Below are 26,236 nucleotides of genomic sequence, written 5' to 3' on the forward strand. Positions count from 1 at the left end.
AGCGCGATGCCACAGCATAAGCCAGCGGGCGCGGAGCGGCCACCGCTTTCCCCGCTGCGGCAACTTGTGAGTTGTTTAACATGTAAACGATCGCGTTCTTGCATTTCGGCGCGCCGGATGCTTTTTTTAACAGTACTGGCCGCCATGCGGCTAACCCCATCCGAAATCGGTAGATTGTTAATGTATTAATAATGGCGAGGCGGGTATGGAAATTCAGGTTGAACGCTTGTCTGCGGTGATCGATGCGGTGGCCAGCCCGCGCTTTTATCCCAGCCTGTTGAATTGGCTGGAGGGGTTTTTCGCCTTCGACAACGCCATCGTCTATGCCTTCGAACGCGGCCGGCCGCCGCGCTGCCTGATCAAAACCGAGCGGGAAAACAGCGATGCGGTCAACCAGATCTACCAACAGGGTGCCTACCTGCAGGATCCGTTTTACCGTGCGCTGAACGACGGCGGTGAAGGTGAGGTGCTCACGCTGCGCCAGCTGGCGCCCTGCGGGTTTTATCACAGCGACTATTACCGCAATTTTTATCGCAAGACCGGCTGGCATGACGAGGCCGGCGTGCTGCTGCAGCTGACGCCGGAGCGCGGGCTGGGGGTATTCTTCGGCTCGGCGCGCCGCACGGTGGCGGTGCGCTACCCGCAGCGGGCGGATCTGCGCAGCGCGCTGACGCTGGTGAAAAGCGTGGCGCGGCTGCACGGCGAAGTGGTGGCGGCACCGGCCGAGGCCGACACGGTGAACGACGACGGTGGGCAGGTGCGTTATCTGCTGACGCCGCGCGAGCGGGAGATTGTCGATCTGATCCTCGCCGGCTGCGGTTCGCAGCAGATTGCCGACCGGCTGTTCATCAGCCTCGGCACGGTAAAAAATCACCGCAAGAACATCTACGGCAAGCTGAACATCGGCTCGCAGGCCGAACTGTTCAGCCTGTTGCTGACCGCCCCGCAGCGGCGCAGCGCGTGAATGTTAATTTTTTGTAGCAAATGTCCCTAAGGGGACATAGCAAACGATCCCACGGCTCCCGATAATCCGATGTCATGGCATAGGCAATCGGGAGTGCGGCAGTGAACAACGAAATCGAGTCCTTAACCTACTACGCGGCGACCAAAAAATACGATCTGCGCTTCCCGACGCTGGAAGAGGATCTGGATGTTGACGTGGTGATCATCGGCGGCGGCTTCTCCGGCATCAACACCGCGCTGGAGCTGGCGGAGAAGGGCATCACCAACATTGCCATTCTCGAAGGCCGCTATCTGGGTTACGGCGGCACCGGGCGCAACGGCGGCCAGGTGATGGCCGGTATCGGCCACGATCTGGAGAAGATCAAGCGCCACGTTGGCCCGGCCGGGCTGGAAACCATCTTCAAAATCAGCAACCTCGGTGCCGGCATTATCCGTGAGCGCATCAAGAAATATGACATCGACGCCGACTTCTGTTTCGGCTACGGCTATCTCGGCAGCAACGTGCGCCAGGAGAAAACCCTGCGCGGCTGGCTGAAGGAGTTCAAGGCGGTAGCGCCGCAGGAGGAAATTGAGCTCTACACCGGGGCGGAGGTGAAGCAGGTGGTGGGCTCCGATGCCTACACCTGCGCGCTGAAACACATGGGCGGCGGCCACGTGCATTCGCTTAACCTGTTGCTGGGCGAGGCCAAGGCGCTGAGCGGCTACGGGGTGAAAATCTTTGAGAACAGCAGCGTGCTCAACGTGGAGTATGGCCCGCGCATCACGGTGCGTACCGCCATGGGCTCGGTGCGTGCCAACAAGATGCTGTGGGCCTGCAACGGCTTCCTCAACGGCATGGAGCCGCAGATCTACCGCAAGACCATCAATACCTACGCCTTCCAGCTGGCCACCGAGCCGCTGTCTGACGATCTGATCCGCCAGATCAGCCCGATCCGCGGCGCCTATAGCGACATTCGCCCGGTGATCGACTATTACCGGGTGACCAACGAAAACCGGCTGCTGTTCGGCAGCGCCACCCGCCTGATCGAATATTTCCCGTCGGATCTCAAGGCCTGGAACCGCAACCTGATGCTGAAGGTGTTCCCGTACCTGAAAGACGTGAAGATCGATCTGGCCTGGGGCGGCCCGCTGTGCTGCAGCGCCAACCTGTTCCCGCAGATCGGCACGCTGCCGGATCGCGACAATGTGTTTTACGTGCAGGGCTACTCCGGCTTCGGCGTGACGCCGAGCCACATCGTGTGCAAGGTGCTGGCGGAGGGCATGAGCGAAGGGTCCGATCGGTACGATCTGATGAGCTCGATCCCGCACGTCAACATCTTCGGCAAGGACAAGCTGCGGCGGGTGATGACCACCGCCGGTAAGGTTTGGCACCAGACATCCGGCTACTGGAAAGGCCGCCGTTAACCCTCAGAGGAGAATCACATGAAACCGTTACTGCTTAAACAACCGCTGCCGGAACTGCTGGAGATCGGCAGCGTCAGCAACCTGGGCGCCACGGTGATCGCCGGCACGCCAAACGTCGGCGTGGCCAGCATTTTCGGCGAACCGACCGACAACCTGAACTGCGGCGTGTTCAGCTGCACCCGCGGCAGCTTCGTGATGGAGTACCCGTTCGCCGAGCACGCCACGGTGTGGGAAGGCAGCGCGACCCTGACCAACGAACGCACCGGCGAATCGGTGCAGTATCAGGCCGGCGATTCCTGGTTCGTCGAGAAAGGCACCCCGGTGCGCTGGGACATCACCTCGGATCGCTTCGTCAAACACTACCTCGCCATCGTCGAGGGCTGACGCCGTCATGCCCCCCTCAGCAGGCTGCATGCCGAGGGGGAGCGCCTTAGCCTAACGCCCGCGCAATAAAATCGGTCACCCGCGTGAGGATCTGATCCTTATTGGTTTCGTTAAAGCTCTCGTGCCGCCCGCCCGCATTGATCATCCGTTCGAAATCGTCGCCCTGCAGACGATCGAGCGCGGTTTGCGTTTCGCTCAGCAGCACCAGCCGATCGTCGTCGCCGTGGATCCACAGCGTGGGCAGCGCGCCGAAGCCCGGCCCGGCGTTGATGGCGGCGAGGATCCGCTGCATGGCGCGCAGGGTGGGGCGCTTGAACGGCCCGTGCCACACCAGCGGATCTTCCTGATAGGCCGCGCCAACCGCCGGATCGCGCGCCAGGGTGGCGGTATCCAGTGGCGCGTCGGGGATCGTCGGCAGTTCGGCCAGATCGGAAATCGCCGTTCTGTCGCCGAGCAGCGGGCCGGACAGCACCAAGGCGCTCACTTCCTCGCCGTGACGCTGCACGTAGCGGGTGGCGATCATGCCGCCCATCGAGTGGCCGATCACCACCAGCGGCAAGGCGGGGTATTGCTGCCGGAAATGGCTGACCACGCGCTGCACGTCGTCGACTACGGCGTCATAATCTTCGATCAGCACGCGTTCGCCCTGCGACAGGCCGTGGCCGAGGTGGTCGGGGCCGAACACCCGCGCCCCCTGCGCCTGCAGCGTACGCGCCACGTATTGATAGCGGCCGAGGTGCTCGCCGTAGCCGTGCACCAGCAGCGCCAGATAGCGCGGCTTGTCGTTGCCCCAGTCGTGCACGGCGATGTCGCCGTGACGGCCTTTGATAAAGCTGACGGTTTGTTCGGACATGTTATTGTTCTCATGGTGGGTAGGGTTGCCCTTCAGCGTAGCGGCTGGCGGCGAGGTTGTCAGGGGCGCCGGGTGCGGCGCCCACAAAGGGGGGGATTACAGGCCGAACTGGCGCGCCAACGCGTCGAGCGCTTCGCGCTGGAAGCGGTTGAAGGCGTCGCGCGGCTGCTGTTGCTGGATGAACGCCAGCAGCGGATCCTGCACTTCAGTGCGCACGCCGCTCAGCTGTTCCATCACCGCCAGCCCGCAGAACGGCACGTAGGATTCGGCGTAGCCGCCTTCATGCACCATCACCAGTTTACCGCCGCACAGCCGGTCGGCGGCGTCCTGCACCAGCGCGGTCATGGCACGGAAGCTGTCGCTGTGCAGCTGCATGCGCGCCAGCGGATCGAGGGCGTTGGCGTCGTAACCGCAGGCGACGATGATCAGCTCCGGCTCGAATTTTTCCAGCGCCGGGATGATGATGCGCCGCATGGCGTGCAGGTAGCCGTCGTCGCCGGCGCCGGCCAGCATCGGCACGTTAACGTTGCAGCCCGCCCCGGCGCCCTCGCCGCGATCCTGCTCGCCGGAATAGCCCGCCGGGAAGCAACCGTCCTGATGCAGCGACAGCGTCAGCACGTCGCCGCGCTGCCAATAGATGTGCTGGGTGCCGTTGCCGTGGTGCACGTCCCAGTCGAGCACCGCTACTTTGCCGAGGCCGTAGCGGGCCTTGGCGCGCTCGATGGCAATGGGAATATTGGCCAGGAAGCAGAAGCCCATCGATTGATCCGGCAGGCAGTGGTGGCCCGGCGGGCGCGACAGCGCATAGGCATTATCCAGTTCGCCCTGCAGCACCGCCTCTACCGCCGCACAGGCCAGCCCGGCGGAGAGTTTGGCGATTTCATAGCTGCCCGGCCCCAGCGGCGCTTCCTCTCCCAGCAGGCCGCCGCCGCTGTCGCTCACCTGTTTGAAGCGCTGCAGGTAGTGGGCGGGGTGGATGCGCAGCAGGTCTTCTTCCGTCGCCGGTTCGGCGCTCAGCAGGGTGAGCTGGCGCGACAGGCCGGATACGTCCATCAGGTTCTTCATGCGCCGTTTGGTTTCCGGCGACTCGGCGTGGCCGGCGCCCGAAGGCGGTTGTACCCAGCCGCCGACCGGCAGGGTGGTGGCGTGCAGGCCGGTGCTGTGCCAGAAACAGCGTTCATCAAACAAGAAACCGGTTGTTCTTTTCACCTTTCTCCTCCTGTTATACGGCGCGGTGCGCGCGGTGAAGCCAGCGAAATCAACAGCAGCGACAGCAGCGCGCAGCCCAGCGCGCCAAACAGCAAGGCGTTGAAACCGCCGGAAGATTCGATCAGAGAGCCGGCCAGCGTCGGACCGATGGCCATGCCGCCGCCGATCACCAGGTTGATGCCGTTCATCAGCTTGCCGTCGTTATCCAACCCGGCGACCCGCGCCAGAATGAACGGCAGCACGAAGGTCCAGGTGAATTTGAACAGCAGGGCCGCCAGGGCGAAGCGCAGCAGCAGGGGCTGGCCCGTCAGCAGCGCCACGCTGGCCAGCAGCAGGGCGTATCCCAGCACGATCAGGCGTCCGCCGCCGAAGCGCGCGCCGATCAGCGCCGCGGCCCCCGCGCCGACGATGCCGAGCAAGGTGGCGACGGCCAGCACCTGGCCGCTGTGGGCCGGCGACAGCCCGGCGCCGGCGGCGATGCCGCCGATAAAGGTCCAGACCGCGCTCAGGCTGATGTAAAAGGTCAGCACCGCCAGCACGGCGCACAGCTTGCGCGCCAGCGAGGCGGCGGGGCCGCTGCGGGCGGTGCGGGCGGCGGTGAAACCGTTGGGGAACGCCGGGATGAGCGGCAGGCAGCACAGCATGATGGCGGCCAAAATCAGGTAGACCGCCATCAGGCCGAAGTGCGCAAACAGCGGTGGCAGCACCAGCAGCCCGACCGCACCCAGCACCAGCTGGCCGAGCACCCAGAAGGCATAGACGCGGCTGGGATTGGCGGTGCCGGCGGCGCAGGTGATGCACAGGATCATCAGGGTGCCGCCCGCCAGCGAGGCGATGAAGCGCAGCGGCAGCAGCAAGGTAAAATCTTGCACCAGCGCCGAAGCCAGGTTGCCGGCGATAAACACCAGCGCCGACAGCGTAGCGACCCGCCGCCAGTTGATGCGCCCGATCCACCACCACGCCGGCAGCGTGGCCAGGCTCATGGCGCCGAGTTCGGTGGAGAACAGGTGGCCGATCTGCGCCGGGCCGAGCTGCCACTGAGTAGCGAGCTGGGCGGCCACGGCGGGGGCAGTCATCAGAATGCCCGGCGCGATGGCGGCGAAGACGATAATGGCGGTCAACAGCCGCGGCGGGCAGGGGAGCGCCGTGCCGACGGCGGGCGCGGAAACCGAATCACTGGACATAAACCTTTTCCCCGAGCGTTGAGTGACGATGAATTATCCCGCCCGGCCCGATTGCGGGCAGGGGGAGGCCGCGCCATAAATGGCGAATACGTTTTGGCGTTATTTTCCGGCCGTCGGCAGCGGCGGCCGTTATCGGGCGTTAACCGTGGGCGAGAAAGCCGCCGGCGACCAGCTCGGTGCGGTTCACCACGTCGGTTTTGGCGAAAATATTGCGCATATGGGTTTTCACCGTGGACAGCGAAATGCCCAGCTTCAGGGCGATGCGCTTATTGCTGGCGCCTTCGCGCACCAGGTTGACGATCTCTTGCTCTTTGGCAGTCAACAGCTGCGCCTCGCTGTCGGGCAGCAGATCGCGCGTCGCCAGCTCGATCAGCGGCAGCACCGCGCGCAGGCGGCCGCGCTCCACTTCGGTAAACGGCGTATCGCGGATCAGCGACACCCCGGCGACGATGCGTTTGCGTTGGCGAATGAAAATCTCCGTCATGTCGCGCATGTCGTTCGGCAGCATAAAGTCGTGGTAATAGCGGCGGTTGCCGGCGATCGCCGCCGGGCTCATGCCGACCATGGTGATGTCCTGGCGATGGAAATTGGCCGGCTGCAGCGGGTCTATCTGTTGGAAGTGGTTCAGGTACTGCTGATGCGTTTTATCGGGCATGCCGTGCAGGATGTAGTGATCTGGCCGCAGGTCGCGATCGACCAGATAAAACACCCCGGCAGACACCGGGATCAGGTGCGCAATAGTCGCCAAACAACTGTTGATAAAGGCATCGGATGCTGTGCTGTGCATGATTCGTGTTCCTCCCTTTATCGTTCAATCTGGAGAATGTTGGCGGTCAATATATGAACGATACAAGCATAGTTGTAGCAATTTGGCAACACAATAAAAACATATTAACAACGTGAGGCCGATTACAATAAAACACATAAATAACAAGATGACACTGCGTTAATCAGGGCTTTTCAGTTCGGATTTATCGCGATTTTCATTAATAGGTTAATGAAATAATTCGCCGCTTTTCCCGCTGAATTTACAGCGCTTTTCACTGCTTGCCTGGACGAAGCCCTCGCCGCCCTGCGCGTGCTACAACCGGCACGACCGTCGCCGCCCCTCGTTCTTAAGAACGATAGCCAGGCTTTTCCGCCGCTTCCTACACTGCGAATTGAAGATAGCGCCAGGCGGCGCCAAACGTATAAGACGAAAAAATGATGACCTTTCTCGGGCTGAGGCGTCGGGTTGTTCAGTCCGCATGACCATACGGGGAACGAACGATGCAGAAAAAAACGCTGGCGGTGGCGTTGAGCGGTGCCTTATCGGGCCTGGCTCAGGGGGCGGACGCCGATCGCCCCAATGTGCTGATCATTCTGGTGGACGACATGGGCTATTCCGACATCAGCCCGTTCGGCGGCGAGATACCGACCCCCAACCTGCAGGCGCTGGCCGAACGGGGCGTGCGCATGAGCCAGTACTACACCTCGCCGATGTCGGCGCCGGCGCGGTCGATGCTGATGACCGGCAACACCAATCAGCAGGCCGGCATGGGCGGCATGTGGTGGTATGAGAGCACCGCCGCGCAGCCGGGCTATGAAATGCGGCTGACCGACCGCGTGACCACATTGCCGGAGCGTTTTCGCGACGCGGGTTACGCCACCATGATGGCGGGCAAATGGCACCTGGGCTATGTCGACGGCGCCAAACCGACCGATCGCGGCTTCGAGCGCGCTTTCGCCTTTATGGGCGGCGGCACCAGCCATTTCGACGATGCGAAACCGCTGGGCACCGTGGAGGCGTTCCACACCTTCTACACCCTGAACGGCAAACGCGTGTCGTTGCCCAAAGATTTCTACTCCAGCAAGGCCTATGCCGATCAGCTGGAACAGTGGATCCGCGATACGCCGCAGAATAAGCCCGTCTTCGCCTATCTGGCGTTCACCGCGCCGCACGATCCATTGCAGGCGCCGGATGACTGGATCGCCAAATTCGACGGCAAATACGACGCCGGTTACCAGCAGGCCTATCAGCAGCGCATTCAGCGCCTGAAAGCGCTGGGGTTGATTTCCGATCGCACGCCGATGCCGACGCTGGCGCTGGATAAGGCCTGGAACGCGCTGACGCCCGAGCAGCAAAAATATGAAGCCAAGACCATGCAGGTGTACGCGGCGATGATTGCTTACATGGACGATCAGGTCGGCGCGGTGCTGAACACCCTGAAGCAGACCGGCCGCGACCAAAATACGGTGATCGTGTTCGCCACCGACAACGGCGCCAACCCGGCCAGCGGCTTCTACTACGGCTCGAAGCCGGAGTATTGGCGGCAGTTCGACAACAGCTACGCCAACCTCGGCCGCAAGGGATCGTTCATCTCTTACGGGCCGCACTGGGCCAACGTCAGCAATGCGCCGTACGCCAACTACCACAAAACCACCAGCGCGCAGGGCGGCATCAATACCGATTTCATCATCTCCGCGCCGCGGCTGAAGGGGCGCGGCGGCATCGACCGCACGCCGATGGCGGTGTATGACATCGCCCCGACGCTGTACGACTATGCCGGCATCGACGCCAACAAACCGCTGAAGGCCAAACCGACGCTGCCGATGGTCGGCGTCAGCTTCAAGCGCTATTTCAGCGGCGAGGCCGACGGCGTGCCGCGCGCGACCTACGGCGTGGAGCTGCATAACCAGGCCGCCTACGTGGACGGCATCTGGAAGCTGCGGCGGTTGGTGAAGGCCGGGCCGACGGCGCAGATGGCGCCGTGGGGGCTGTTCAACCTGCATGACGATCCGCTGGAAACGCGCGATCTGGCCGCCGCCAACCCGGATCAAGTCAAACGGCTGAGCGAGGCGTATCGCCGCTTTGCGCAGCAGGGCATGGTCATTGAGGCCAAAGGCGCAGCGATCGACTACCTCGGTGTTGACGCCAGCACCGGCGACTACATCGGCCTGGATCCGCAGACCCACAAACCGTTGCCGCAGGCGGCGCCATGAACCTGGCCCAGCTGCGCGCGCAGCAGATCCCGGTAGAGAGCGAACCGCGCGCGGCGGCGCCTTTTCATTTGCTGGTGAAGCCGATCGGCGCCGGCTGCAACCTGGGTTGCCGCTACTGTTACTACCCGCAGCGCCAGCAAGAGCGGACGCGCAAGATGGACGACGACCTGCTGGCGGAATTTATCCGCGGCTACATCGCCGCCCAGCCGCGTTACAGCCGCGAGATCAACTTCGTCTGGCAGGGCGGTGAGCCGCTGCTGGCGGGGATCGGTTTTTACAAGCGGGCGCTGGCGTTGCAGCGCCGCTATGCGCCGCCGGGCGTGCGGATCAGCAACAGCCTGCAGACCAACGGTACCCTGCTGAACGACGCCTGGTGCCGGCTGTTCCGGCAGCATCACTTTATCCTCGGCGTCAGCCTGGACGGCGATCGCGAGGTGCAGGACGCCCACCGGCCGGACAAGCGCGGCGGCGCCAGCTATGACGCCGCGTTGCGCGGCATTGCGTTGTTGCAGCGCCATCAGATCGACTTCAACCTGCTGATGGTGGTGCACGACGGCGTCGCGGATCGCGCCGAGGCGATCTACGATCATGCGGTGGCGATCGGGGCGCGTTATCTGCAGTTTCAGCCGCTGATGCTGGAAGGGGATGCGCCCACCGCCGGTTACGGACTGAGCGCCGCCAACTGGGGGCGCTTCATGCTGGCGGTATACCGCCGCTGGCGCAGCCGCGGGCATATCGGCCAGGTCTTCGTGATGAACATCGAACAGGTCTACGCGCAGTATTTCACCCACGTCAGCCTCAGCTGCGTGCACGCCGAACGCTGCGGCGGCAATCTGGTGATGGAGCCGGACGGGAGGCTTTACGCCTGCGATCATCTGATCAATGCGCAGCATCTGCTCGGCCATGCCGATCGCCACACGCCGCTCGCCACCCTGGCGACAAGGGCGGTGGAAATGCCGTTCGGTAAAAACAAGAGCCTGCGCCGCGAGTGCCAACGCTGCAGCGTGAAAAGCGTCTGCCAGGGCGGCTGCCCGGCGCATGTGGGCGAAGATCGCTACAACCGGCTGTGCGCCGGCTATTACGCCTTCTTTTCCGCGCTGCTGGCGCCGCTGCGCGCCTACCCGCGCAGCCCGCAGGGGGCGATGCAATGGCGCGCCGCCGTGAGCGCCACCGCAGGTTGAAACCGTCTCGTCCTTAAGGACGATAGTCAGCATTTTCCTTTCCTCTCTATAGTGAGATTACCGCCGCTGGCGGTGAAAAACCTGCAAGCACCTGCATGCATCAGGCCAAAACTATAAGAGGAAATAACCATGAACCTGTCGTCGCGGTTGCACGCCCACCTGGCTCGAGGCAAGGTCGGCTTTCCCACCACCCTGGCCAGTTCGGTCGGGGTGATCATGGCCAGCCCGGTGATCCTGACGGTCACCAGCGGCTTCGGCATCGGCGGCGACACCTTCGCGCTGGCGATGCTGATCGCCTTCATCATGATGCAGGCGCAGCTCACCACCTTCTCCGAAGCGGCGTCGCTGCTGCCGACCTCCGGTTCGGTTTACGACTACATCTCCTGCGGCATGGGGCGCTTTTTCGCCATCACCGGCGCGCTGTCGGCCTACCTGATCGTGCACATCTTCGCCGGCACCGCCGAGACCATTCTCTCCGGCATCATGGCGCTGGTGAACTTTGAGCACCTCAACACCCTGATGGAAAGCCACAATGCCTCCTGGATGGTCGGCGTCGGGCTGGTAATCGTGTTCGGCCTGCTCAACGCGTTCGGCATCGAGGCCTTCGGCAAGGCGGAGATCGTGCTGACCTTCGCCATGTGGAGCACGCTGGTGATTTTCGGCATCGTCGGGCTGCTGTCGCCGCATGCGGTGCCGCTCGAGGGCTGGTTCGGCAGCACGCTGAGCCTGAACGATCCCTTCGCGGTGTTCAGCCTGATCGGCATGGCGATGTTCATGTTCGTCGGCTGTGAGCTGGTGACGCCGATGGCGCCGGAGATCAAACGCTGCGATCGGGTGATCCCGCGCGCGATGGCGCTGGGGCTGTGCGGCGTGGCGGTGTGCATGGCGCTGTATGGCGCGGCGCTCAGCCATCAGGTGGAAAACGTGGTGATCGACGCCGCCAGCGGCACGCGCCTGCTGGAAACGCCGATGGCCATCCCGGCGTTCGCCGGCCAGGTGATGGGCCAGTTCGGCAAATACTGGCTCGGCGTCGGCCTGTTGTTGGCGGGCGCCGCGACCATCAACACGCTGATGGCGGCGGTGCCGCGCATTCTGTACGGCATGGCGCTGGACGGCGCGCTGCCGCGCATGTTCGCTTATCTGCACCCGCGCTTTAAAACGCCGGTGGTCGGCATTCTGGTGGCGGTGTTGATCCCCTGCGTACACGCCTTCGCCATTCAGGGCAACCTCGACAGGATCATTCCGCTGGTGCTGGCGGCGGTGTGCGCCTGGGGCGTGGCCTACCTGCTGGTGACCTGTTCGGTGGTGATCCTGCGCGTGCGCCGCCCCGACCTGCCGCGCGCCTATAAATCGCCGTGGTTCCCGCTGCCGCAAATCGTCTCCAGCGTCGGCATCGTGCTGGCCATCGTCTACATCACGCCGCCGGGGATGAACCCGAGCGACATCTACATTCCCTTTGGCTGGATGATCGGCCTGACCGCCGCCTATGCGCTGTTCTGGACGCTGTGCGTGCAGAAAGTGAACCCGTTCAAGCCGGTGCCGGTCGAGCAGGTGCTGGAGAACGCGTTCGCCAAGGGTGAAAACGAGGAGGCGCAGTTTGATCGGCTTACTTCCCTCATTTAATCGCGCCTGGCGGCGCGCGCCGTCGGGCTATCGGCCGGGCGCCGCGCTGGATCGTCTGGCGCGCAATCTGGAACCCTACGCGTGCGAACGCCTGGCGCCGGGCCTGCTGCGGCTGACGCTACCGCAGGGGCCGCAGATCGAGATCGGTGAACAGGTGCAGGGGCTGTTTATGGCACATATCGTCAGCCACCGCTTTCGGTTGCAGGGCACGTGCGCAGCGCAGCCTCCGCTGACGCTGGACGTGGTGACCGGCGGCTGGCTGCGGCGGCGCGGGGTGCGTTATCTGTTGCGCCAGCGCCATGCGGCCGCGCAGCGGGTGCTGGACGGCCTGCAGCGCTACCCGCAGATCGGCGAGACGCTGGCGCAGCTGGATTTTCGCCGCGTGCGGCTGACGGTGAACGACGGGCGCTGGCAGGTGGATATCGAGCATTTCGCCGCGTCGGAGGTGGTCAGCCGTTTACCGGCCGGCCGCCGCTATCTGCGGCTGGATGCCGAACAGCGGCGGCTGCTGTTGAGCAGCCTGCTGATGATCGGCCAACTGATGGAGAAGCTGAATCATGAATAGAGTGGTTGTGATTACCGGCGGCGGTACCGGCGTCGGCGCCGCCTGCGCCCGCCTGCTGGCGGCGCAGGGCGATCGGGTGTTCATCATCGGCCGCCGCCCGGAACCGCTGGCGGCGCTGGCGCAAGAGATCGGCGCGCAGGCGCTGGTGGGCGACGCTGCCAGCGGCGAGAGCTGGAACCACACGCTGCTGCCGGCGATTCTGCGCGACGCCGGGCGCATCGACTGTCTGATCGGCAGCGCCGGCGGCATGGGCTTCAAGCGCATCACCGAGATGACCGACGCGCAATGGCAAGGGGCGATGGACAGCAACCTCAACAGCGCTTTCGCCAGCGCGCGCGCCTGCCTGCCGGAGCTGATTAAAAGCGGCGGCAACCTGCTGTTCGTGGCCTCGATCGCCTCGCTGGCCGCCGGGCCAGAGGTCTGCGGCTACGTTACCGCCAAACATGCGCTGATCGGGCTGATGCGTTCCATCGCCCGCGATTACGGCCCGCTGGGCGTGCGTGCCAACGCGGTGTGCCCGGGCTGGGTGACCACGCCGATGGCGGACGAAGAGATGCAACTGCTGATGGACGCCCATCAGATTTCGCTGGAGCAGGCCTACCAAATGGTCTGTCGCGACGTGCCGCTGCGCCGGCCGGCCAGCGCCGAGGAGATCGCCCGCGTCTGCCGTTTCCTCTGTTCCAGCGAGGCTTCAATCATAACCGGCGCGGCGCTGGTGGCCGACGGCGGCTCCACCATCGTCGATGTGCCGACCCTGGCTTTCACTTCCCTGTAAGGAGCATTTCCATGAGTTCAGAAGCGGTATTCATTCAGGTTGGCGCGCTGGCGGAAGGCTTTGCGCCGCACAGCAATACGCTGGAACGCCAGCACGGCCTGGCGGGCACCACGCTGACGCTGCGCTTTAGCGACGGCGCGACGCAGCGCTGTCGGTTTACCGACGAGCAGACGCTGGAGTGGGGGGAGCGGCGCGGCGTCGCCTATCGCGCTACCAGCATTCGCCCTGGTGTGTTGTTCATCGATTTTCTCGATCCTGCCCGCGCCAACGCCAGCATTACGCTGGTATGCGACCGCAATCAGGGCAACTTTACTGCGGTGTACGGCCAACTGCCGGACGAAGCGCAGACGCGGCTCGACGCCTTCAGCCGGGTGGAGCAGGGGCTGCCGCTGACCGCGGTCGAGGCCGAATTCCGCTTCGGCACGCTGGACGACGCCGACGCGGCACCGCCGGGCTTTACCGACGAGCTGATCGGCATGCGCAATATGTACACCTACAGCCCGACCGAGCGGTACGAGCATATCTACCTGAACGACAACTTCTACGCCTGGCAGTGTCTGGACGGGGTGGAGAAAGGGCTGGCGGACGTCGATCGCTGCCACTACGTGAAGGTGGCGGAGCAGCTTTATCTGTTCGTCTGGCGCGAGAAGATCATCCCGACGCTGGGCGTGGTGATGATCGATCTGCAGGGCATGCGCACCGACGGTAAGATCCTCGGTTATCAGGGCAGCGATTTCAGCGCGCTGAGCAACTTTGCGGTCGGCGCCCATGCGCAGGTGCTGAACACCACGCACCACCCGCGAGGATAGGCCGATGAGCGCAACCTATGCGGCCAATGCCTTCGCGGGGCAGGTGGTGCTGGTGACCGGCGGCGCTCAGGGCATTGGGCTGGCGATCGTCAGCGCCTTTGCTCGGCTGGGCGCCGAGGTGACGATCGCGGACGTGCAGCTGCCGCAGGCGCAGGCGGCGGCGCAAACGCTGCGGGACGAAGGGCTGAGCGTACAGGCGCTGGCCTGCGATCTGGCCGAGCCGGGGCAGATTGCCGAGGGAGTGGCGGCGGTGGGTGAGCGCCGTCAACGGTTGGACGTGGTGATCCACAACGCCGCCTATTTTCCGCTGACGCCGTTTACCGCCATCGACGCGGCCTTGTTGCAACGCACGCTGAGCGTCAATCTGATGGCGCCGTTCTTTCTGGCGCAGGCGGCGCTGCCGTGGATGCGCCGTCGGGGCGGGGGCTGCATTCTGGTGACCTCGTCGGTGACCGGCCCGCGGGTGGCCTACCCGGGGCTGGCGCACTATGCGGCCTCCAAGGCCGGGGTGAACGGATTTATTCGCGCGGCGGCGCTGGAGTTGGCGGCGGAGAACATTCGCGTCAACGGCGTGGAGCCGGGGATGATCCGCACGCCGGCGATGGCCAACCTGGGCGACGCGCAGGTGAATCAGGCGATCGCCGCCTCGGTGCCGCTCGGGCGGCTGGGGGAACCGGAAGACATCGCCGCGGCGATGGTGTTTCTCGCCTCGCCGGCGGCGGCCTACACCACCGGCCAGACGCTGGTGGTGGACGGCGGCGCGCTGTTGCCGGAAACGAATTCTCTGCTTACTTGACGCTGCAGCGTTGTTGGCTGCAACGCCAATTAATTTGAGAATTCCGGTTGGTTAAATCACTGCTTGGCGGGATGCGCGGTGACGTTGGCGGGCAGGCTGTCGCCCAAGGTGATCAGCTCGTCCAGCAGCGTCATCAACTGGTCCATTTTCTGCCGCGAGAAAGCGGCTTCAATCTCGGCGTAGCCCTGTTCCACCTGGTGGCGCGCCACTTCATACAGATCCTGACCCTGCTGGGTCAGCGACACGTACAGCTTGCGCTGATCGTTAACCGGCTTGAGGCGGAAGATCAGCTTATCACGCTCCATGCGCGACAGAATGCCGGTCAGGCTGGGGCGCAGGATGCAGGTTTCCGCCGCCAGTTCGTGGAATTCGATCGAGCGGCTGTTGGCCAGCACGCGGATGATGCGCCACTGCTGCTCGGTCAGGTTGTGGCTTTTCAGGATCGGGCGAAAGAACCCCATGGCGGTTTCGCGCGCCTGCAGCAGGGCGATGGTTAACGATTCATGCATAAGTTTGGCCTTAGCTATCAAGGTGTTCGTTGTCACGGCGCTTACCGCAGGGCTATTACCCCGCCAGGCCCGATTTTGTTAATAACTTAATAGTAGCTAAAGTTACCCGCAGGGATAAAGCAAAAATGCGCGGCGCAGCGAAAAATGGCGAGAAAAATGATTAATACGCTGAATAATCACGCTAATGTTCGTTGTTTGTGAATATTTTGTTATCACGATCACAAATCACTCCAAGCGCGTTGCGTAAAAGCTGCACAGCGTATAAAAGTAATCATTAATATGTTAATGAATGCCGGTTGTCATGTTTTGCCATTGGAGGAGTTCGCATGAAAGGCACCGTATTTTCCGTTGCGCTGAACCACCGCAGCCAACTGGACGCCTGGGATCAGGCGTTTCACCAGCCACCGTATCAAACCCCGCCCAAAACCCCGGTGTGGTTTATCAAACCGCGCAACACCCACCTCGCCAACGGCGGGGCGATCCCGTTTCCGGCCGGTGAAACCGTGCAAAGCGGCGGCACGCTGGCGGTGATCATCGGCGACACCGCGCGCAAGGTGCCGGCGGCGCAGGTGGGCCGTTATCTGGCCGGTTACGCGCTGGCCAACGACGTCAGCCTGCCGGAAAGCAGCTTTTACCGCCCGGCGATCAAGGCCAAATGCCGCGACGGGTTCTGCCCGCTGGGGGAGATCGGCCAGCTGGCGACTGCCGATCGGCTGGAGATCGTCACCGAGATCAACGGCGTGGAGCGGGATCGCTGGTCCACCGCCGATCTGGTGCGCTCGGTGCCGGAGCTGATCGCCGCCATCAGCGACTTCATCACTCTGCAGCCGGGCGATGCGGTGCTGATCGGCACCCCGCACCAGCGGGTGGAGATCAAACCGGGGGATGAGGTGACGGTGCGCGCCGCCGGCCTGCCCACTCTGACCAACCGCGTCACCCAGGCAGGAGCCGCATCATGAAACATGCTCGTATTCGCCATCATGGCCAGGTCTTCAACGTGCAGGTGGATGACCAGCTGCGCGTCACGCTGCCGAACGGCGAGGTGCTGCAGGAGCGCGAAGTGGAATGGCTGCCGCCGGCGCAGGGCACGGTGTTCGCCCTGGGGCTGAACTATGCCGACCACGCCAGCGAGCTGGAATTCAAGGCGCCGGAAGAACCGCTGGTGTTCCTCAAGGCGCCGAACACCCTGACCGGGCACCGTCAGGTGTCGGTACGCCCGGCCGGTGTGGAGTACATGCATTACGAAGCCGAGCTGGTGGCGGTGATCGGCAAGACCGCGCGCAACGTCAGCCGTGAGCACGCCATGGAGTACGTGGCGGGTTACACCCTGTGCAACGACTACGCCATCCGCGATTACCTGGAGAACTACTACCGGCCAAATCTGCGGGTGAAGAGCCGCGACACCCTGACGCCGATCGGGCCGTATATCGTCGATCGCGACGACGTCGCCGATCCGCACCGGCTGGCGCTCGGCACCTATGTCAACGGCGAGCTGCGCCAGCGCGGCAGCACCGCCGACATGATTTTCGACATTCCGTTCCTGATCGCCTACCTGAGCGAATTCATGACGCTGCAGCCGGGCGACATGATCGCCACCGGCACGCCGAAAGGGCTGGCCGACGTGCAGCCGGGCGATGAAGTGGTGGTGGAGATCGAGGGCATCGGCCGTCTGGTTAACCACATTATCAGTGAAAAAGATTACGAGGAGAGCCTGCGATGAAAACCATCAACCACTGGATCAACGGCAAGAACGTCGCCAGCAAAGAGTACTTCACCACCACCAACCCGGCGAACGGCGAGGTGCTGGCGGAGGTGGCTTCCGGCGGTCAGTTGGAGATCGACCAGGCGGTGGCGGCAGCGAAAGAGGCGTTCCCCAAATGGGCCAACACGCCGATGAAAGAGCGCGCGCGCCTGATGCGTCGTCTGGGGGAGCTGATCGACCAGAACGTGCCGCAGATCGCCGAACTGGAAACCGCCGACACCGGCCTGCCGATCCACCAGACCAAAAACGTGCTGATCCCGCGCGCCTCGCACAACTTCGAGTTCTTCGCCGAGGTGTGCCAGCAGATGAACGGCAAGACCTACCCGGTGGACGACAAGATGCTCAACTACACGCTGGTGCAGCCGGTGGGGGTGTGCGCGCTGGTATCGCCGTGGAACGTGCCGTTCATGACCGCCACCTGGAAAACCGCGCCTTGCCTGGCGCTGGGCAACACCGCGGTGCTGAAGATGTCCGAACTGTCGCCGCTGACCGCCGACCGCCTGGGCGAGCTGGCGCTGGAGGCCGGTATCCCGGCCGGGGTGCTGAATGTGGTGCAGGGCTACGGCGCCACTGCCGGCGACGCGCTGGTGCGCCATAAAGACGTGCGCGCGGTTTCCTTCACCGGCGGCACCGCCACCGGCCGCCGCATCATCGAAAGCGCCGGGCTGAAGAAATTCTCCATGGAGCTGGGCGGCAAGTCGCCGGTGCTGATCTTTGAAGACGCCGACATCGAGCGGGCGCTCGACGCCGCGCTGTTCACCATCTTCTCGATCAACGGCGAACGCTGCACCGCCGGTTCGCGCATCTTCATTCAGGAGAGCATCTACCCGGAATTCGTCAAACGCTTCGCCGAGCGCGCCAACCGTCTGCGCGTGGGCGATCCGCAAGATCCCAATACCCAGGTGGGGGCGCTGATCAGCCCGCAGCACTGGGAAAAAGTCTCCGGCTATATCCGCCTCGGGGTGGAAGAAGGGGCAACCCTGCTGGCCGGCGGCCCGGACAAACCGGCCGGTTTGAGCCACGGCAACTTCCTGTGCCCGACGGTGCTGGCGGATGTCGATAACCGGATGCGCGTGGCGCAGGAGGAGATTTTCGGGCCGGTGGCCTGCCTGCTGCCGTTCAAGTCAGAAGAAGACGGCCTGCGCATGGCCAACGACGTGGAGTATGGCCTGGCGTCGTACATCTGGACGCAGGATGTGAGCAAGGTTCTGCGCCTGGCCCGCGGCATCGAAGCCGGCATGGTTTTCGTCAACACCCAAAACGTACGCGATCTGCGCCAACCGTTCGGCGGCGTGAAAGCCTCCGGCACCGGCCGCGAAGGCGGCGAATACAGCTTCGAAGTGTTCGCCGAAATGAAGAACGTGTGCATTTCCATGGGCGACCACCCGATCCCGAAATGGGGCGTTTGAGCCTCAGGCCACAATAATAACGAAAGAGATGAGAACAATGACGACAAAACTTACCACTGATGCTGTCCCTGCTCCCGACGTCGTGCGCTGTGCCTACATGGAAATTCAGGTCACGAACCTTAAAGCCGCACGCGAATTTTACGTCGATATCCTCGGCCTGGTCGTGACCGCCGAAGAGGATAAAACCCTCTACCTGCGTTCGATGGAGGAGTTTATTCACCATAACCTGGTGCTGCGCGAAGGCCCGGTCGCCGCCGTGGCCGCGTTTGCTTTCCGCGTGCGCACGCCGGAAGACGTCGATCGCGCCGAAGCGTATTTCAAGGCGCTTGGCTGCCGCACCGAGCGTCGGGTGAACGGGTTCGCCAAAGGCATCGGCGATGCGGTGCGGGTAGAAGATCCGCTCGGTTTCCCGTATGAGTTTTTCTACGACGTGCAGCACGTCGAGCGCCTGGCCTGGCGCTACGATCTGTATACGCCGGGCGCGCTGGTGCGCCTCGACCACTTTAACCAAATCACCCCTGACGTGCCGCGCGCCGTGGAATACATCCAGGGGCTGGGCTTCCGCGTGACGGAAGACATCCGCGATGAAGACGGCGTGGTTTACGCCGCCTGGATGCGCCGCAAGGCCACGGTGCACGATACCGCGATGACCGGCGGCGCCGGGCCGCGCATGCATCACATCGCCTTCGCCACTCATGAAAAGCACAATATTTTGGCCATCTGCGACAAGCTCGGCGCGCTGCGCAAATCCGATTTGATCGAACGCGGCCCTGGCCGCCACGGCGTCTCCAACGCGTTCTACCTCTACCTGCGCGATCCCGATGGCCACCGGGTGGAAATCTACACGCAGGATTACTACACCGGCGATCCGGACAACCCGACCGTGACCTGGGACGTGCATGACAACCAGCGCCGCGACTGGTGGGGCAATCCGGTGGTGCCGAGCTGGTATACCGAAGGATCGCTGGTGCTGGATCTCGATGGGCAGCCGCAGCCGGTCATCGAGCGCAGTGCGCCCAGCGAAATGGCCGTCACCATCGGCGCAGACGGTTTTTCCTATACCCGCGAGGGCGATACGGAAAAAGGTTTCAAACTTGGCAATACGCTGTAAATGCCGCTGCGCGGGCCGCGCCCGCGCCTATGCGCCGTCTGGAGAACGTTATGCCCCATTTTTACGCTGAATGTACCGACAACATCCGCCGCGAGGCGGATTTGCCCACCCTGTTCGCCAAGGTCAACGAGGCGCTGGCGGCGACCGGCATCTTTCCGCTGGCCGGCGTGCGCAGCCGCGCCATCTGGCTCGACACCTGGCAGATGGCCGACGGCAAGCAGGATTACGCCTTCGTGCACATGACGCTGAAGATCGGCCACGGCCGCAGTCTGGAAAGCCGGCAGCAGGTGGGCGAGATGCTGTTTGCGCTGATCAAGGAACACTTTGCCGCGCTGATGGCGCAGCGTTACCTGGCGCTCTCTTTCACCATGGAAGAGCTGGATCCGGTGCTGAATTACAAACAGAACAATGTCCACGCGCTGTTCAACAAGGCGTGAATAAGGGGTCGTACATGCTGGATAAAGAGCAGATTAACCGCGCCGTGCAGCGCCTGCATCAGGCGGAAAAGAGTCGTGAGCAGATCCGCGCGCTGTCGCTCGATCATCCCGAGATCACCATTGAAGACGCCTACGCCATTCAGCGGCAGTGGGTGGAGCTGAAGATCGCCGAGGGGCGCACGCTCAAAGGCCACAAGATCGGCCTGACCTCGCGCGCCATGCAGGTGAGCTCGCAGATCACCGAGCCGGACTATGGCGCGCTGCTGGACGACATGTTCTTCAACGACGGCAGCGACATTCCGATCGATCGCTTTATCGTGCCGCGGGTGGAGGTGGAGCTGGCGTTCGTGTTGGCCAAGCCGCTGCGCGGGCCGAACTGCACGCTGTTCGACGTCTACAACGCCACCGACTACGTCATTCCGGCGCTGGAGATCATCGATGCGCGCAGCCACAACGTCGATCCCGAGACGCAGCGGCCGCGCAAGGTGTTCGACACCATTTCCGACAACGCCGCCAATGCCGGGGTGGTGATGGGCGGGCGGCCGATCAAACCGGATGCGCTGGATCTGCGCTGGATCTCTGCGCTGCTGTACCGCAACGGCGTGATTGAAGAGTCCGGCGTAGCGGCCGCGGTGCTCAACCACCCGGCCAACGGCGTGGCCTGGCTGGCCAACAAGCTGGCGCCGTATGAGGTGGAGCTGGAAGCGGGACAGGTGATCCTCGGCGGCTCCTTCACCCGGCCGGTGCCGGCGCGGCGCGGTGATACCTTCCACGTCGACTACGGCCCGATGGGCTGCATCAGCTGCCGCTTCGTCTAATAAGCAGGTCCGGCGAACCGGGCCGCAATAACCGGGCGGGGGCCACGCGCCGCGCCCGCTTGTCAGGGAGAATGCGATGTTAACCAACCACTTCAAGCGTGCGCTGCAGGAAAAACGCCCGCAGATCGGGCTGTGGCTCGGGCTGTGCAGCAGCTACAGCGCCGAGCTGCTGGCCGGCGCCGGTTTCGATTGGCTGCTGATCGACGGCGAACATGCGCCCAACAACGTGCAAACGGTGCTGGGGCAGCTGCAGGCGGTCGCGCCTTACCCGAGCCAGCCGGTGGTGCGGCCGCCGTGGAACGACGCGGTGATCATCAAGCAACTGCTGGACGTCGGCGCGCAAACCCTGCTTATCCCGATGATTCAAAACGCCGAACAGGCGCGCGACGCGGTGCGCGCCACGCGCTATCCGCCGCACGGCGTGCGCGGCGTCGGCAGCGCCCTGGCGCGTGCTTCGCGCTGGAACCGGGTGCCCGATTACCTGCAGCAGGCCGATGAGCAGATGTGCGTGCTGGTGCAGATTGAAACCCGCGAAGCGGTGAAAAACCTCGACGCCATTTTGCAGGTGGAAGGAGTGGACGGCGTGTTTATCGGCCCGGCGGATCTCAGCGCCGACATGGGCTTTGCCGGCAATCCGCAGCACCCGGAGGTGCAGCGCACCATCGACGACGCCATCGCGCGCATCCGCGCCGCCGGCAAGGCGCCCGGTATTTTGATGGCCAACAAGGCGCTGGCGCAGCGCTATCTGGAGGCCGGCGCGCTGTTTGTCGCGGTGGGGGTGGATACCACCCTGCTGGCGCGGGCGGCGGAAGCCCTGGCGAACGAGTTCAAACAGGGCGGAGCGCAAGCGCCTTCATCGGGAGTCTACTGAACCATGAACCACGTCGATTCGCTGCAGCCGGCCAACCCGGCGCAGCAACATAAAGCGTTAACCGCCGCCGAGCAATCGGTGATTAAAAAGTTGTTTCGGCGCCTGATCATTTTCCTGTTTGTGTTGTTTGTTTTCTCTTTCCTCGATCGCATCAACATCGGCTTCGCCGGGCTGACGATGGGCAAAGATCTCGGTCTCAGCTCGACCATGTTCGGGTTGGCGGCGACGTTGTTCTATGTCACCTACGTGATCTTCGGCATTCCGAGCAACATGATGCTGAGCCGGGTCGGCGCGCGGCGCTGGATCGCCACCATCATGGTGCTGTGGGGCATTGCCTCCACCTGCACCATGTTCGCCACCGGGCCGACCAGCCTGTACGTGCTGCGCATGATCGTCGGCATCACCGAGGCCGGCTTCCTGCCGGGCATTCTGGTGTACCTCACCTACTGGTTCCCGGCGTTTTACCGTGCCCGCGCCAACGCGCTGTTCATGATCGCCATGCCGGTGACCATGGCGATCGGCTCGCTGGTCTCCGGCTATATCCTGGCGCTGGACGGGGTGATGAACCTGAAGGGCTGGCAGTGGCTGTTCCTGCTGGAAGGCATTCCGTCGGTGCTGCTGGGCGTGGTGGTGTGGTTCTATCTCGACGATACGCCGGCCAAGGCCAAGTGGCTGACCGACGAGGAAAAAGCCAGCCTGCAGGCGATGATGGCGGCCGACAAGCTGCAGCTGGTGCAACCCAATGGGCCGAGCAGCCACCGTGCGCTGCAACAGCGCAGCCTGTGGCGCGAGATCTGCACGCCGATCGTGCTGATGTACACGCTGGCCTATTTCTGCCTGACCAACACCCTGAGCGCGATCAACATCTGGACGCCGCAGATCCTGCAGAGCTTTAACCAGGGCAGCAGCAACGTGACGATCGGCATTCTGGCGGCGATCCCGCAGATCTGCACCATCGCCGGCATGGTGTGGTGGAGCAAACGATCCGACAGGCTGCAGGAGCGCAAGCATCACACCGCGCTGCCGTACCTGTTCGCCGCCGCCGGCTGGCTGTTGGCGTCCGCCACCGATCACAGCCTGATCCAGCTGCTCGGGATCGTGATGGCCTCGGTCGGCTCCTTTACCGCCATGGCGATCTTCTGGACCACGCCGGATCAGTCGATCAGTCTGGAAGCGCGGGCGGTGGGGATCGCGGTGATCAACGCCACCGGCAACATCGGATCGGCGCTCAGCCCGCTGCTGATCGGCTGGTTCAAGGACATGACCGGCAGCTTCAACTCCGGGCTGTATTTCGTTTCGGCGCTGTTGATCGTCGGCGCCGTGCTGGTGTGGCGCATCCCGATGAAGGATTCGCGCCCGAGAGCGACGCCTTGATGCGCAAGTGGGCATGATTGCAGGAGGTCATGAGGTGCGGAAAAGTACCGGCTTTATCGCCAACATCGATATTTGCAAAGAGTATGACGCGCGCTACGCCGCCGACGAGGTGCACTACGAAACCTTCGCCGGGCTGGCGGCATTCTTCGGCCGCGACATGCAGGTACACTGGCACGACTGCTTCTTCCAGGTGCATTTCCTGGAGACCGGCAAGATAGAGCTGCAGCTCGACGATCAGCACTATTCGGTGCAGGCGCCGCTGTTCATCCTCACGCCGCCGTCGGTGCCGCATGCGTTCTTCACCGAACCGGACAGCGACGGCCACGTGTTGACGGTGCGCCAGGAGCTGATTTGGCCGCTGCTGGAGCGCCTGTATCCCGGCAGCAACCTGGCGCTGGACATGCCGGGCATCTGCCTGTCGCTGGCCGACGCGCCGCAGGAGCTGACGGCGCTCAGCCACTACTGGGCGCTGATCCGCCGCGAGTTCGGGCAGAACCTGGCCGGGCGCGAACAGACGCTGGCGCTGCTGGCGCAGGCGGTGTTCACGCTGCTGCTGCGCAACACCGCGCTGGAAGACAGCGCCAACAGCGGCGTGCGCGGCGAACTGCAGCTGTTTCAGCGGTTCAACAAGATGGTGGACGAGCGTTTTCGCGAGCACCTGCCGGTACCGGAGTATGCGCAGGCGCTGGGGGTGACCGAATCGCGGCTCAACGACCTGTGCCGGCGCTTCGCCAACCGGCCGCCCAAGCGGCTGATCTTCGATCGGCTGCTGCGCGAGGCCAAACGGATGCTGCTGTTCAGCGCCTGTACGGTGCATGAAACCGCCTACAGCCTCGGCTTCAAGGATCCGGCCTATTTCGCCCGTTTTTTCAATCGGCTGGAAGGCTGTTCCCCCTCGACCTACCGCGCGGCGCAGCACGCCCTTTCGTAACCGCGATCACAGTTTGCCGCGAAAGCGGCAAACTGACCTGAAAAGTACCGGCGATTGCCGCAAAAGTCTCTTCTCGAAACCGGCTTTGGCAGCTTCAATTAAGTAACCAAAAGAAAACATTATTTTAACAAATGGCCGGCTCCACGGCCTGAAAAATGCCGATGACGAGGAAGACCCGATGAAACCAGAAGACTTTCGTGCCGACAGCAAACGCCCGTTCACCGGCGCCGAATACCTGAAAAGTTTGCAGGACAGCCGCGAAATCTACATTTACGGCGAGCGCGTGAAAGACGTGACTACGCACCCGGCGTTCCGCAACGCGGCGGCGTCAGTCGGCCAGCTGTACGACGCGCTGCACGATCCGGCCAGCCAGGATCGCCTGTGCTGGAACACCGACACCGGCAACGGCGGCTATACCCACAAATTCTTCCGCTACGCCCGCAGCCCGGAAGAGATGCGCCAGCAGCGCGACGCCATCGCCGACTGGTCACGCCAAAGCTACGGCTGGATGGGGCGCACGCCGGACTACAAGGCGGCCTTCGGCTGCGCGCTGGGCGCTTACCCGGAGTTCTACGGCCAGTTCGCCGACAACGCGCGCCACTGGTACAAACGCATTCAGGAAACCGGGCTCTATTTCAACCACGCCATCGTCAACCCGCCGATCGACCGCCACAAGCCGGTCAATGAGGTGAAGGACGTCTACATTCAGGTGGAGAAAGAGACCGACGCCGGCATCGTGGTCAGCGGTGCCAAAGTGGTGGCCACCAACTCGGCGTTGACCCACTACAACTTCATTGGCTTCGGTTCGGCGCAGGTGATGGGCGATAACCCGGACTTCGCGCTGATGTTCGTGGCGCCGATGGACGCCGAAGGGGTGAAGCTGATTTCACGCGCCTCCTATGAGCTGGTGGCCGGCGCCACCGGATCGCCGTTCGACTACCCGCTCACCAGTCGCTTCGACGAGAACGACGCGATCCTGATCATGGATCATGTACTGATCCCGTGGGAAAACGTGCTGATCTACCGCGATTTCGACCGCTGCCGCCGCTGGAGCACCCAGGGCGGTTTCGCCCGGCTGTTCCCGCTGCAGGCCTGCGTGCGCCTGGCGGTGAAGATGGACTTCATCACCGCGCTGTTGCAAAAAAGCCTCTCGTGCACCGGCGTGTTGGAGTTCCGCGGCGTGCAGGCCGATCTGGGCGAAGTGGTGGCCTGGCGCAACCTGTTCTGGTCGCTGAGCGACGCGATGTGCGCTGAAGCCACTCAATGGGAAAACGGCGCCTACCTGCCGGATTCCGCCGCGCTGCAAACCTACCGCGTGATGGCGCCGATGGCCTACACCAAGGTGAAACACATCATCGAGAAGAACGTCACCAGCGGCCTGATCTACCTGCCGTCCAGCGTGCGCGACATGAACAACCCGGAGATCGACAAGTACCTGGCGCGCTACGTGCGCGGATCGGACGGCATGGATCACGTCGAACGCATCAAGATCCTCAAGCTGATGTGGGATGCGATCGGCAGCGAATTCGGCGGCCGTCACGAGCTGTATGAGATCAACTACGCCGGCAGCCAGGATGAGATCCGCCTGCAGTGCCTGCGCCACGCGCAGGGATCCGGCAACATGGATCGCATGATGCAGATGGTCGACAAGTGCCTGGCCGATTACGATCAGCACGGCTGGAAGGTGCCGCACCTGCGGAACAATGACGATATTAATCAGTTGGATAATCTGCTGAAGTAATTCAGGAGGAGGTTGTATGTCTCAGGAAAATGAACAGCGCCTGCGCTTTCGCGACGCCATGGCCAGCCTGTCGGCGGCGGTGAATATCGTCACCACCGACGGCCCGGCGGGGCGCTGCGGCATCACCGCCACGGCGGTGTGCTCGGTAACCGATACGCCGCCGACGCTGCTGGTGTGCATCAACCGCAACAGCGCGATGAACCCGGTGTTTCAGGAAAACCGCAGGCTGTGCGTCAACGTGCTCAACCACGAGCAGGAGCTGATGGCGCGCCACTTCGCCGGCATGACCGGCGTCAGCATGGAAGATCGTTTCCGGCTGGAAGAGTGGCAGCTCGGCGCACTGGGGCAGCCGGTGCTGCGCAATACCCTGGCCAGCCTGGAAGGGGAGATCGAGCAGATCCAGAGCATCGGCACCCACCAGATGTACCTGGTGCAGATCAAGCAGATCGCGCTGAGCGAAGTCGGTAATGGCCTGATCTACTTCAAGCGCAACTTCCATTCGGTGATCCATCAGATGGCGGTGCCGGCCTGAGGCGTTGGGGCGC

General features: G+C 63.4%; 26 protein-coding genes. 21 read left to right on the forward strand and 5 right to left on the reverse strand.

Annotated features, from left to right (window positions below):
• The first annotated feature begins 205 nt into the window (after positions 1–205).
• The 3 genes from FUU19_RS02640 (at position 206) to FUU19_RS02650 (ending at position 2,751) form a co-directional block, all read left to right on the forward strand.
• Positions 206–964 carry a helix-turn-helix transcriptional regulator gene (locus FUU19_RS02640; RefSeq protein WP_230489564.1) on the forward strand — a complete coding sequence of 253 codons (759 nt, stop codon included), beginning with the start codon at positions 206–208 and terminating at the stop codon, positions 962–964.
• 101 nt (positions 965–1,065) lie between these two features.
• The gene (locus tag FUU19_RS02645) at positions 1,066–2,367 is read left to right on the forward strand and encodes an NAD(P)/FAD-dependent oxidoreductase (protein ID WP_230489565.1); all 1,302 of its coding nucleotides are present in this window, start codon (positions 1,066–1,068) and stop codon (positions 2,365–2,367) included.
• An 18-nt stretch (positions 2,368–2,385) separates the two neighbouring features.
• The gene (locus FUU19_RS02650; protein ID WP_015376517.1) at positions 2,386–2,751 is read left to right on the forward strand and encodes a cupin domain-containing protein; all 366 of its coding nucleotides are present in this window, start codon (positions 2,386–2,388) and stop codon (positions 2,749–2,751) included.
• Positions 2,752–2,797: 46 nt separating this feature from the next.
• Here FUU19_RS02650 and FUU19_RS02655 read toward each other — a convergent pair whose 3' ends face one another.
• From FUU19_RS02655 to FUU19_RS02670, 4 genes are all read right to left on the reverse strand, one after another.
• A complete protein-coding gene (locus FUU19_RS02655; RefSeq protein ID WP_230489566.1) occupies positions 2,798–3,604 on the reverse strand; it encodes an alpha/beta hydrolase in 807 nt (268 codons plus the stop codon).
• A 96-nt stretch (positions 3,605–3,700) separates the two neighbouring features.
• Entirely contained in the window at positions 3,701–4,813 is a 1,113-nt protein-coding gene (locus FUU19_RS02660) for a class II histone deacetylase (RefSeq protein WP_167324818.1), read from the reverse strand.
• The gene (locus FUU19_RS02665) at positions 4,810–5,997 is read right to left on the reverse strand and encodes an MFS transporter (RefSeq protein ID WP_167324819.1); all 1,188 of its coding nucleotides are present in this window, start codon (positions 5,995–5,997) and stop codon (positions 4,810–4,812) included. The genes FUU19_RS02660 and FUU19_RS02665 overlap by 4 nt, the downstream gene beginning before the upstream one ends.
• Before the next feature lie 139 nt (positions 5,998–6,136).
• A complete protein-coding gene (locus FUU19_RS02670; RefSeq protein ID WP_141971129.1) occupies positions 6,137–6,784 on the reverse strand; it encodes a helix-turn-helix transcriptional regulator in 648 nt (215 codons plus the stop codon).
• Between the two features lie 482 nt (positions 6,785–7,266).
• Here FUU19_RS02670 and FUU19_RS02675 point away from each other — a divergent pair, with 482 nt between their 5' ends.
• The 7 genes from FUU19_RS02675 to FUU19_RS02705 all read left to right on the forward strand — a co-directional run bounded on the left by FUU19_RS02675 (position 7,267) and on the right by FUU19_RS02705 (position 14,728).
• A complete protein-coding gene (locus FUU19_RS02675) occupies positions 7,267–8,979 on the forward strand; it encodes an arylsulfatase (protein ID WP_230489567.1) in 1,713 nt (570 codons plus the stop codon).
• The gene (locus FUU19_RS02680) at positions 8,976–10,160 is read left to right on the forward strand and encodes an anaerobic sulfatase maturase (RefSeq protein ID WP_141971125.1); all 1,185 of its coding nucleotides are present in this window, start codon (positions 8,976–8,978) and stop codon (positions 10,158–10,160) included. Before FUU19_RS02675 ends, FUU19_RS02680 begins: the two co-directional genes overlap by 4 nt.
• A gap of 129 nt (positions 10,161–10,289) precedes the next feature.
• Positions 10,290–11,783: an APC family permease gene (locus FUU19_RS02685; protein WP_096242785.1), complete on the forward strand. Its 1,494-nt coding sequence runs from the start codon at positions 10,290–10,292 to the stop codon at positions 11,781–11,783.
• On the forward strand, positions 11,758–12,348 hold the full coding sequence (locus FUU19_RS02690; RefSeq protein ID WP_096242786.1) for a DUF3156 family protein: 591 nt from the start codon (positions 11,758–11,760) through the stop codon (positions 12,346–12,348). The genes FUU19_RS02685 and FUU19_RS02690 overlap by 26 nt, the downstream gene beginning before the upstream one ends.
• Positions 12,341–13,123 (forward strand): SDR family NAD(P)-dependent oxidoreductase, encoded by a 783-nt coding sequence (locus FUU19_RS02695; RefSeq protein WP_043136148.1) that lies wholly within the window; start codon positions 12,341–12,343, stop codon positions 13,121–13,123. Before FUU19_RS02690 ends, FUU19_RS02695 begins: the two co-directional genes overlap by 8 nt.
• A gap of 11 nt (positions 13,124–13,134) precedes the next feature.
• Entirely contained in the window at positions 13,135–13,932 is a 798-nt protein-coding gene (locus FUU19_RS02700; protein WP_141971121.1) for a molybdenum cofactor biosynthesis F family protein, read from the forward strand.
• A gap of 4 nt (positions 13,933–13,936) precedes the next feature.
• Positions 13,937–14,728, forward strand: a complete 792-nt coding sequence (locus FUU19_RS02705; RefSeq protein WP_230489568.1) for an SDR family oxidoreductase — start codon at positions 13,937–13,939, stop codon at positions 14,726–14,728.
• Positions 14,729–14,784: 56 nt separating this feature from the next.
• Here FUU19_RS02705 and hpaR read toward each other — a convergent pair whose 3' ends face one another.
• A complete protein-coding gene (hpaR, locus tag FUU19_RS02710) occupies positions 14,785–15,237 on the reverse strand; it encodes a homoprotocatechuate degradation operon regulator HpaR (RefSeq protein WP_004933183.1) in 453 nt (150 codons plus the stop codon).
• 326 nt (positions 15,238–15,563) lie between these two features.
• On the opposite strand from hpaR, the gene FUU19_RS02715 reads away from it, so the two are divergent.
• The 11 genes from FUU19_RS02715 (at position 15,564) to hpaC (ending at position 26,223) form a co-directional block, all read left to right on the forward strand.
• Positions 15,564–16,196 carry a fumarylacetoacetate hydrolase family protein gene (locus FUU19_RS02715; RefSeq protein ID WP_060434146.1) on the forward strand — a complete coding sequence of 211 codons (633 nt, stop codon included), beginning with the start codon at positions 15,564–15,566 and terminating at the stop codon, positions 16,194–16,196.
• Positions 16,193–16,957: a fumarylacetoacetate hydrolase family protein gene (locus FUU19_RS02720; RefSeq protein ID WP_033641766.1), complete on the forward strand. Its 765-nt coding sequence runs from the start codon at positions 16,193–16,195 to the stop codon at positions 16,955–16,957. The genes FUU19_RS02715 and FUU19_RS02720 overlap by 4 nt, the downstream gene beginning before the upstream one ends.
• Positions 16,954–18,408, forward strand: coding sequence for a 5-carboxymethyl-2-hydroxymuconate semialdehyde dehydrogenase (gene hpaE / locus FUU19_RS02725; RefSeq protein WP_230489569.1), 1,455 nt, complete (start codon positions 16,954–16,956; stop codon positions 18,406–18,408). Before FUU19_RS02720 ends, hpaE begins: the two co-directional genes overlap by 4 nt.
• Positions 18,409–18,445: 37 nt before the next feature.
• The gene (gene hpaD / locus FUU19_RS02730) at positions 18,446–19,519 is read left to right on the forward strand and encodes a 3,4-dihydroxyphenylacetate 2,3-dioxygenase (protein ID WP_089180517.1); all 1,074 of its coding nucleotides are present in this window, start codon (positions 18,446–18,448) and stop codon (positions 19,517–19,519) included.
• A gap of 50 nt (positions 19,520–19,569) precedes the next feature.
• Positions 19,570–19,956, forward strand: coding sequence for a 5-carboxymethyl-2-hydroxymuconate Delta-isomerase (locus FUU19_RS02735; RefSeq protein ID WP_004933172.1), 387 nt, complete (start codon positions 19,570–19,572; stop codon positions 19,954–19,956).
• A gap of 14 nt (positions 19,957–19,970) precedes the next feature.
• Complete coding sequence (hpaH, locus tag FUU19_RS02740; protein ID WP_043136119.1) at positions 19,971–20,774, forward strand: 2-oxo-hept-4-ene-1,7-dioate hydratase; 804 nt, start codon at positions 19,971–19,973, stop codon at positions 20,772–20,774.
• 76 nt (positions 20,775–20,850) lie between these two features.
• On the forward strand, positions 20,851–21,645 hold the full coding sequence (gene hpaI / locus FUU19_RS02745; RefSeq protein WP_074055321.1) for a 4-hydroxy-2-oxoheptanedioate aldolase: 795 nt from the start codon (positions 20,851–20,853) through the stop codon (positions 21,643–21,645).
• Positions 21,646–21,648: 3 nt separating this feature from the next.
• A complete protein-coding gene (hpaX, locus tag FUU19_RS02750; protein ID WP_141971110.1) occupies positions 21,649–23,019 on the forward strand; it encodes a 4-hydroxyphenylacetate permease in 1,371 nt (456 codons plus the stop codon).
• Between the two features lie 34 nt (positions 23,020–23,053).
• Complete coding sequence (gene hpaA / locus FUU19_RS02755) at positions 23,054–23,950, forward strand: 4-hydroxyphenylacetate catabolism regulatory protein HpaA (RefSeq protein WP_038878427.1); 897 nt, start codon at positions 23,054–23,056, stop codon at positions 23,948–23,950.
• A gap of 178 nt (positions 23,951–24,128) precedes the next feature.
• The gene (hpaB, locus tag FUU19_RS02760) at positions 24,129–25,691 is read left to right on the forward strand and encodes a 4-hydroxyphenylacetate 3-monooxygenase, oxygenase component (protein WP_043136111.1); all 1,563 of its coding nucleotides are present in this window, start codon (positions 24,129–24,131) and stop codon (positions 25,689–25,691) included.
• Positions 25,692–25,707: 16 nt separating this feature from the next.
• Positions 25,708–26,223, forward strand: a complete 516-nt coding sequence (gene hpaC / locus FUU19_RS02765) for a 4-hydroxyphenylacetate 3-monooxygenase, reductase component (RefSeq protein ID WP_202670083.1) — start codon at positions 25,708–25,710, stop codon at positions 26,221–26,223.
• The last annotated feature ends 13 nt before the right edge of the window (positions 26,224–26,236 follow it).

Origin of the sequence: Serratia montpellierensis, from assembly GCF_020858655.1 — a bacterium.
GTDB lineage: Bacteria > Pseudomonadota > Gammaproteobacteria > Enterobacterales > Enterobacteriaceae > Serratia > Serratia montpellierensis.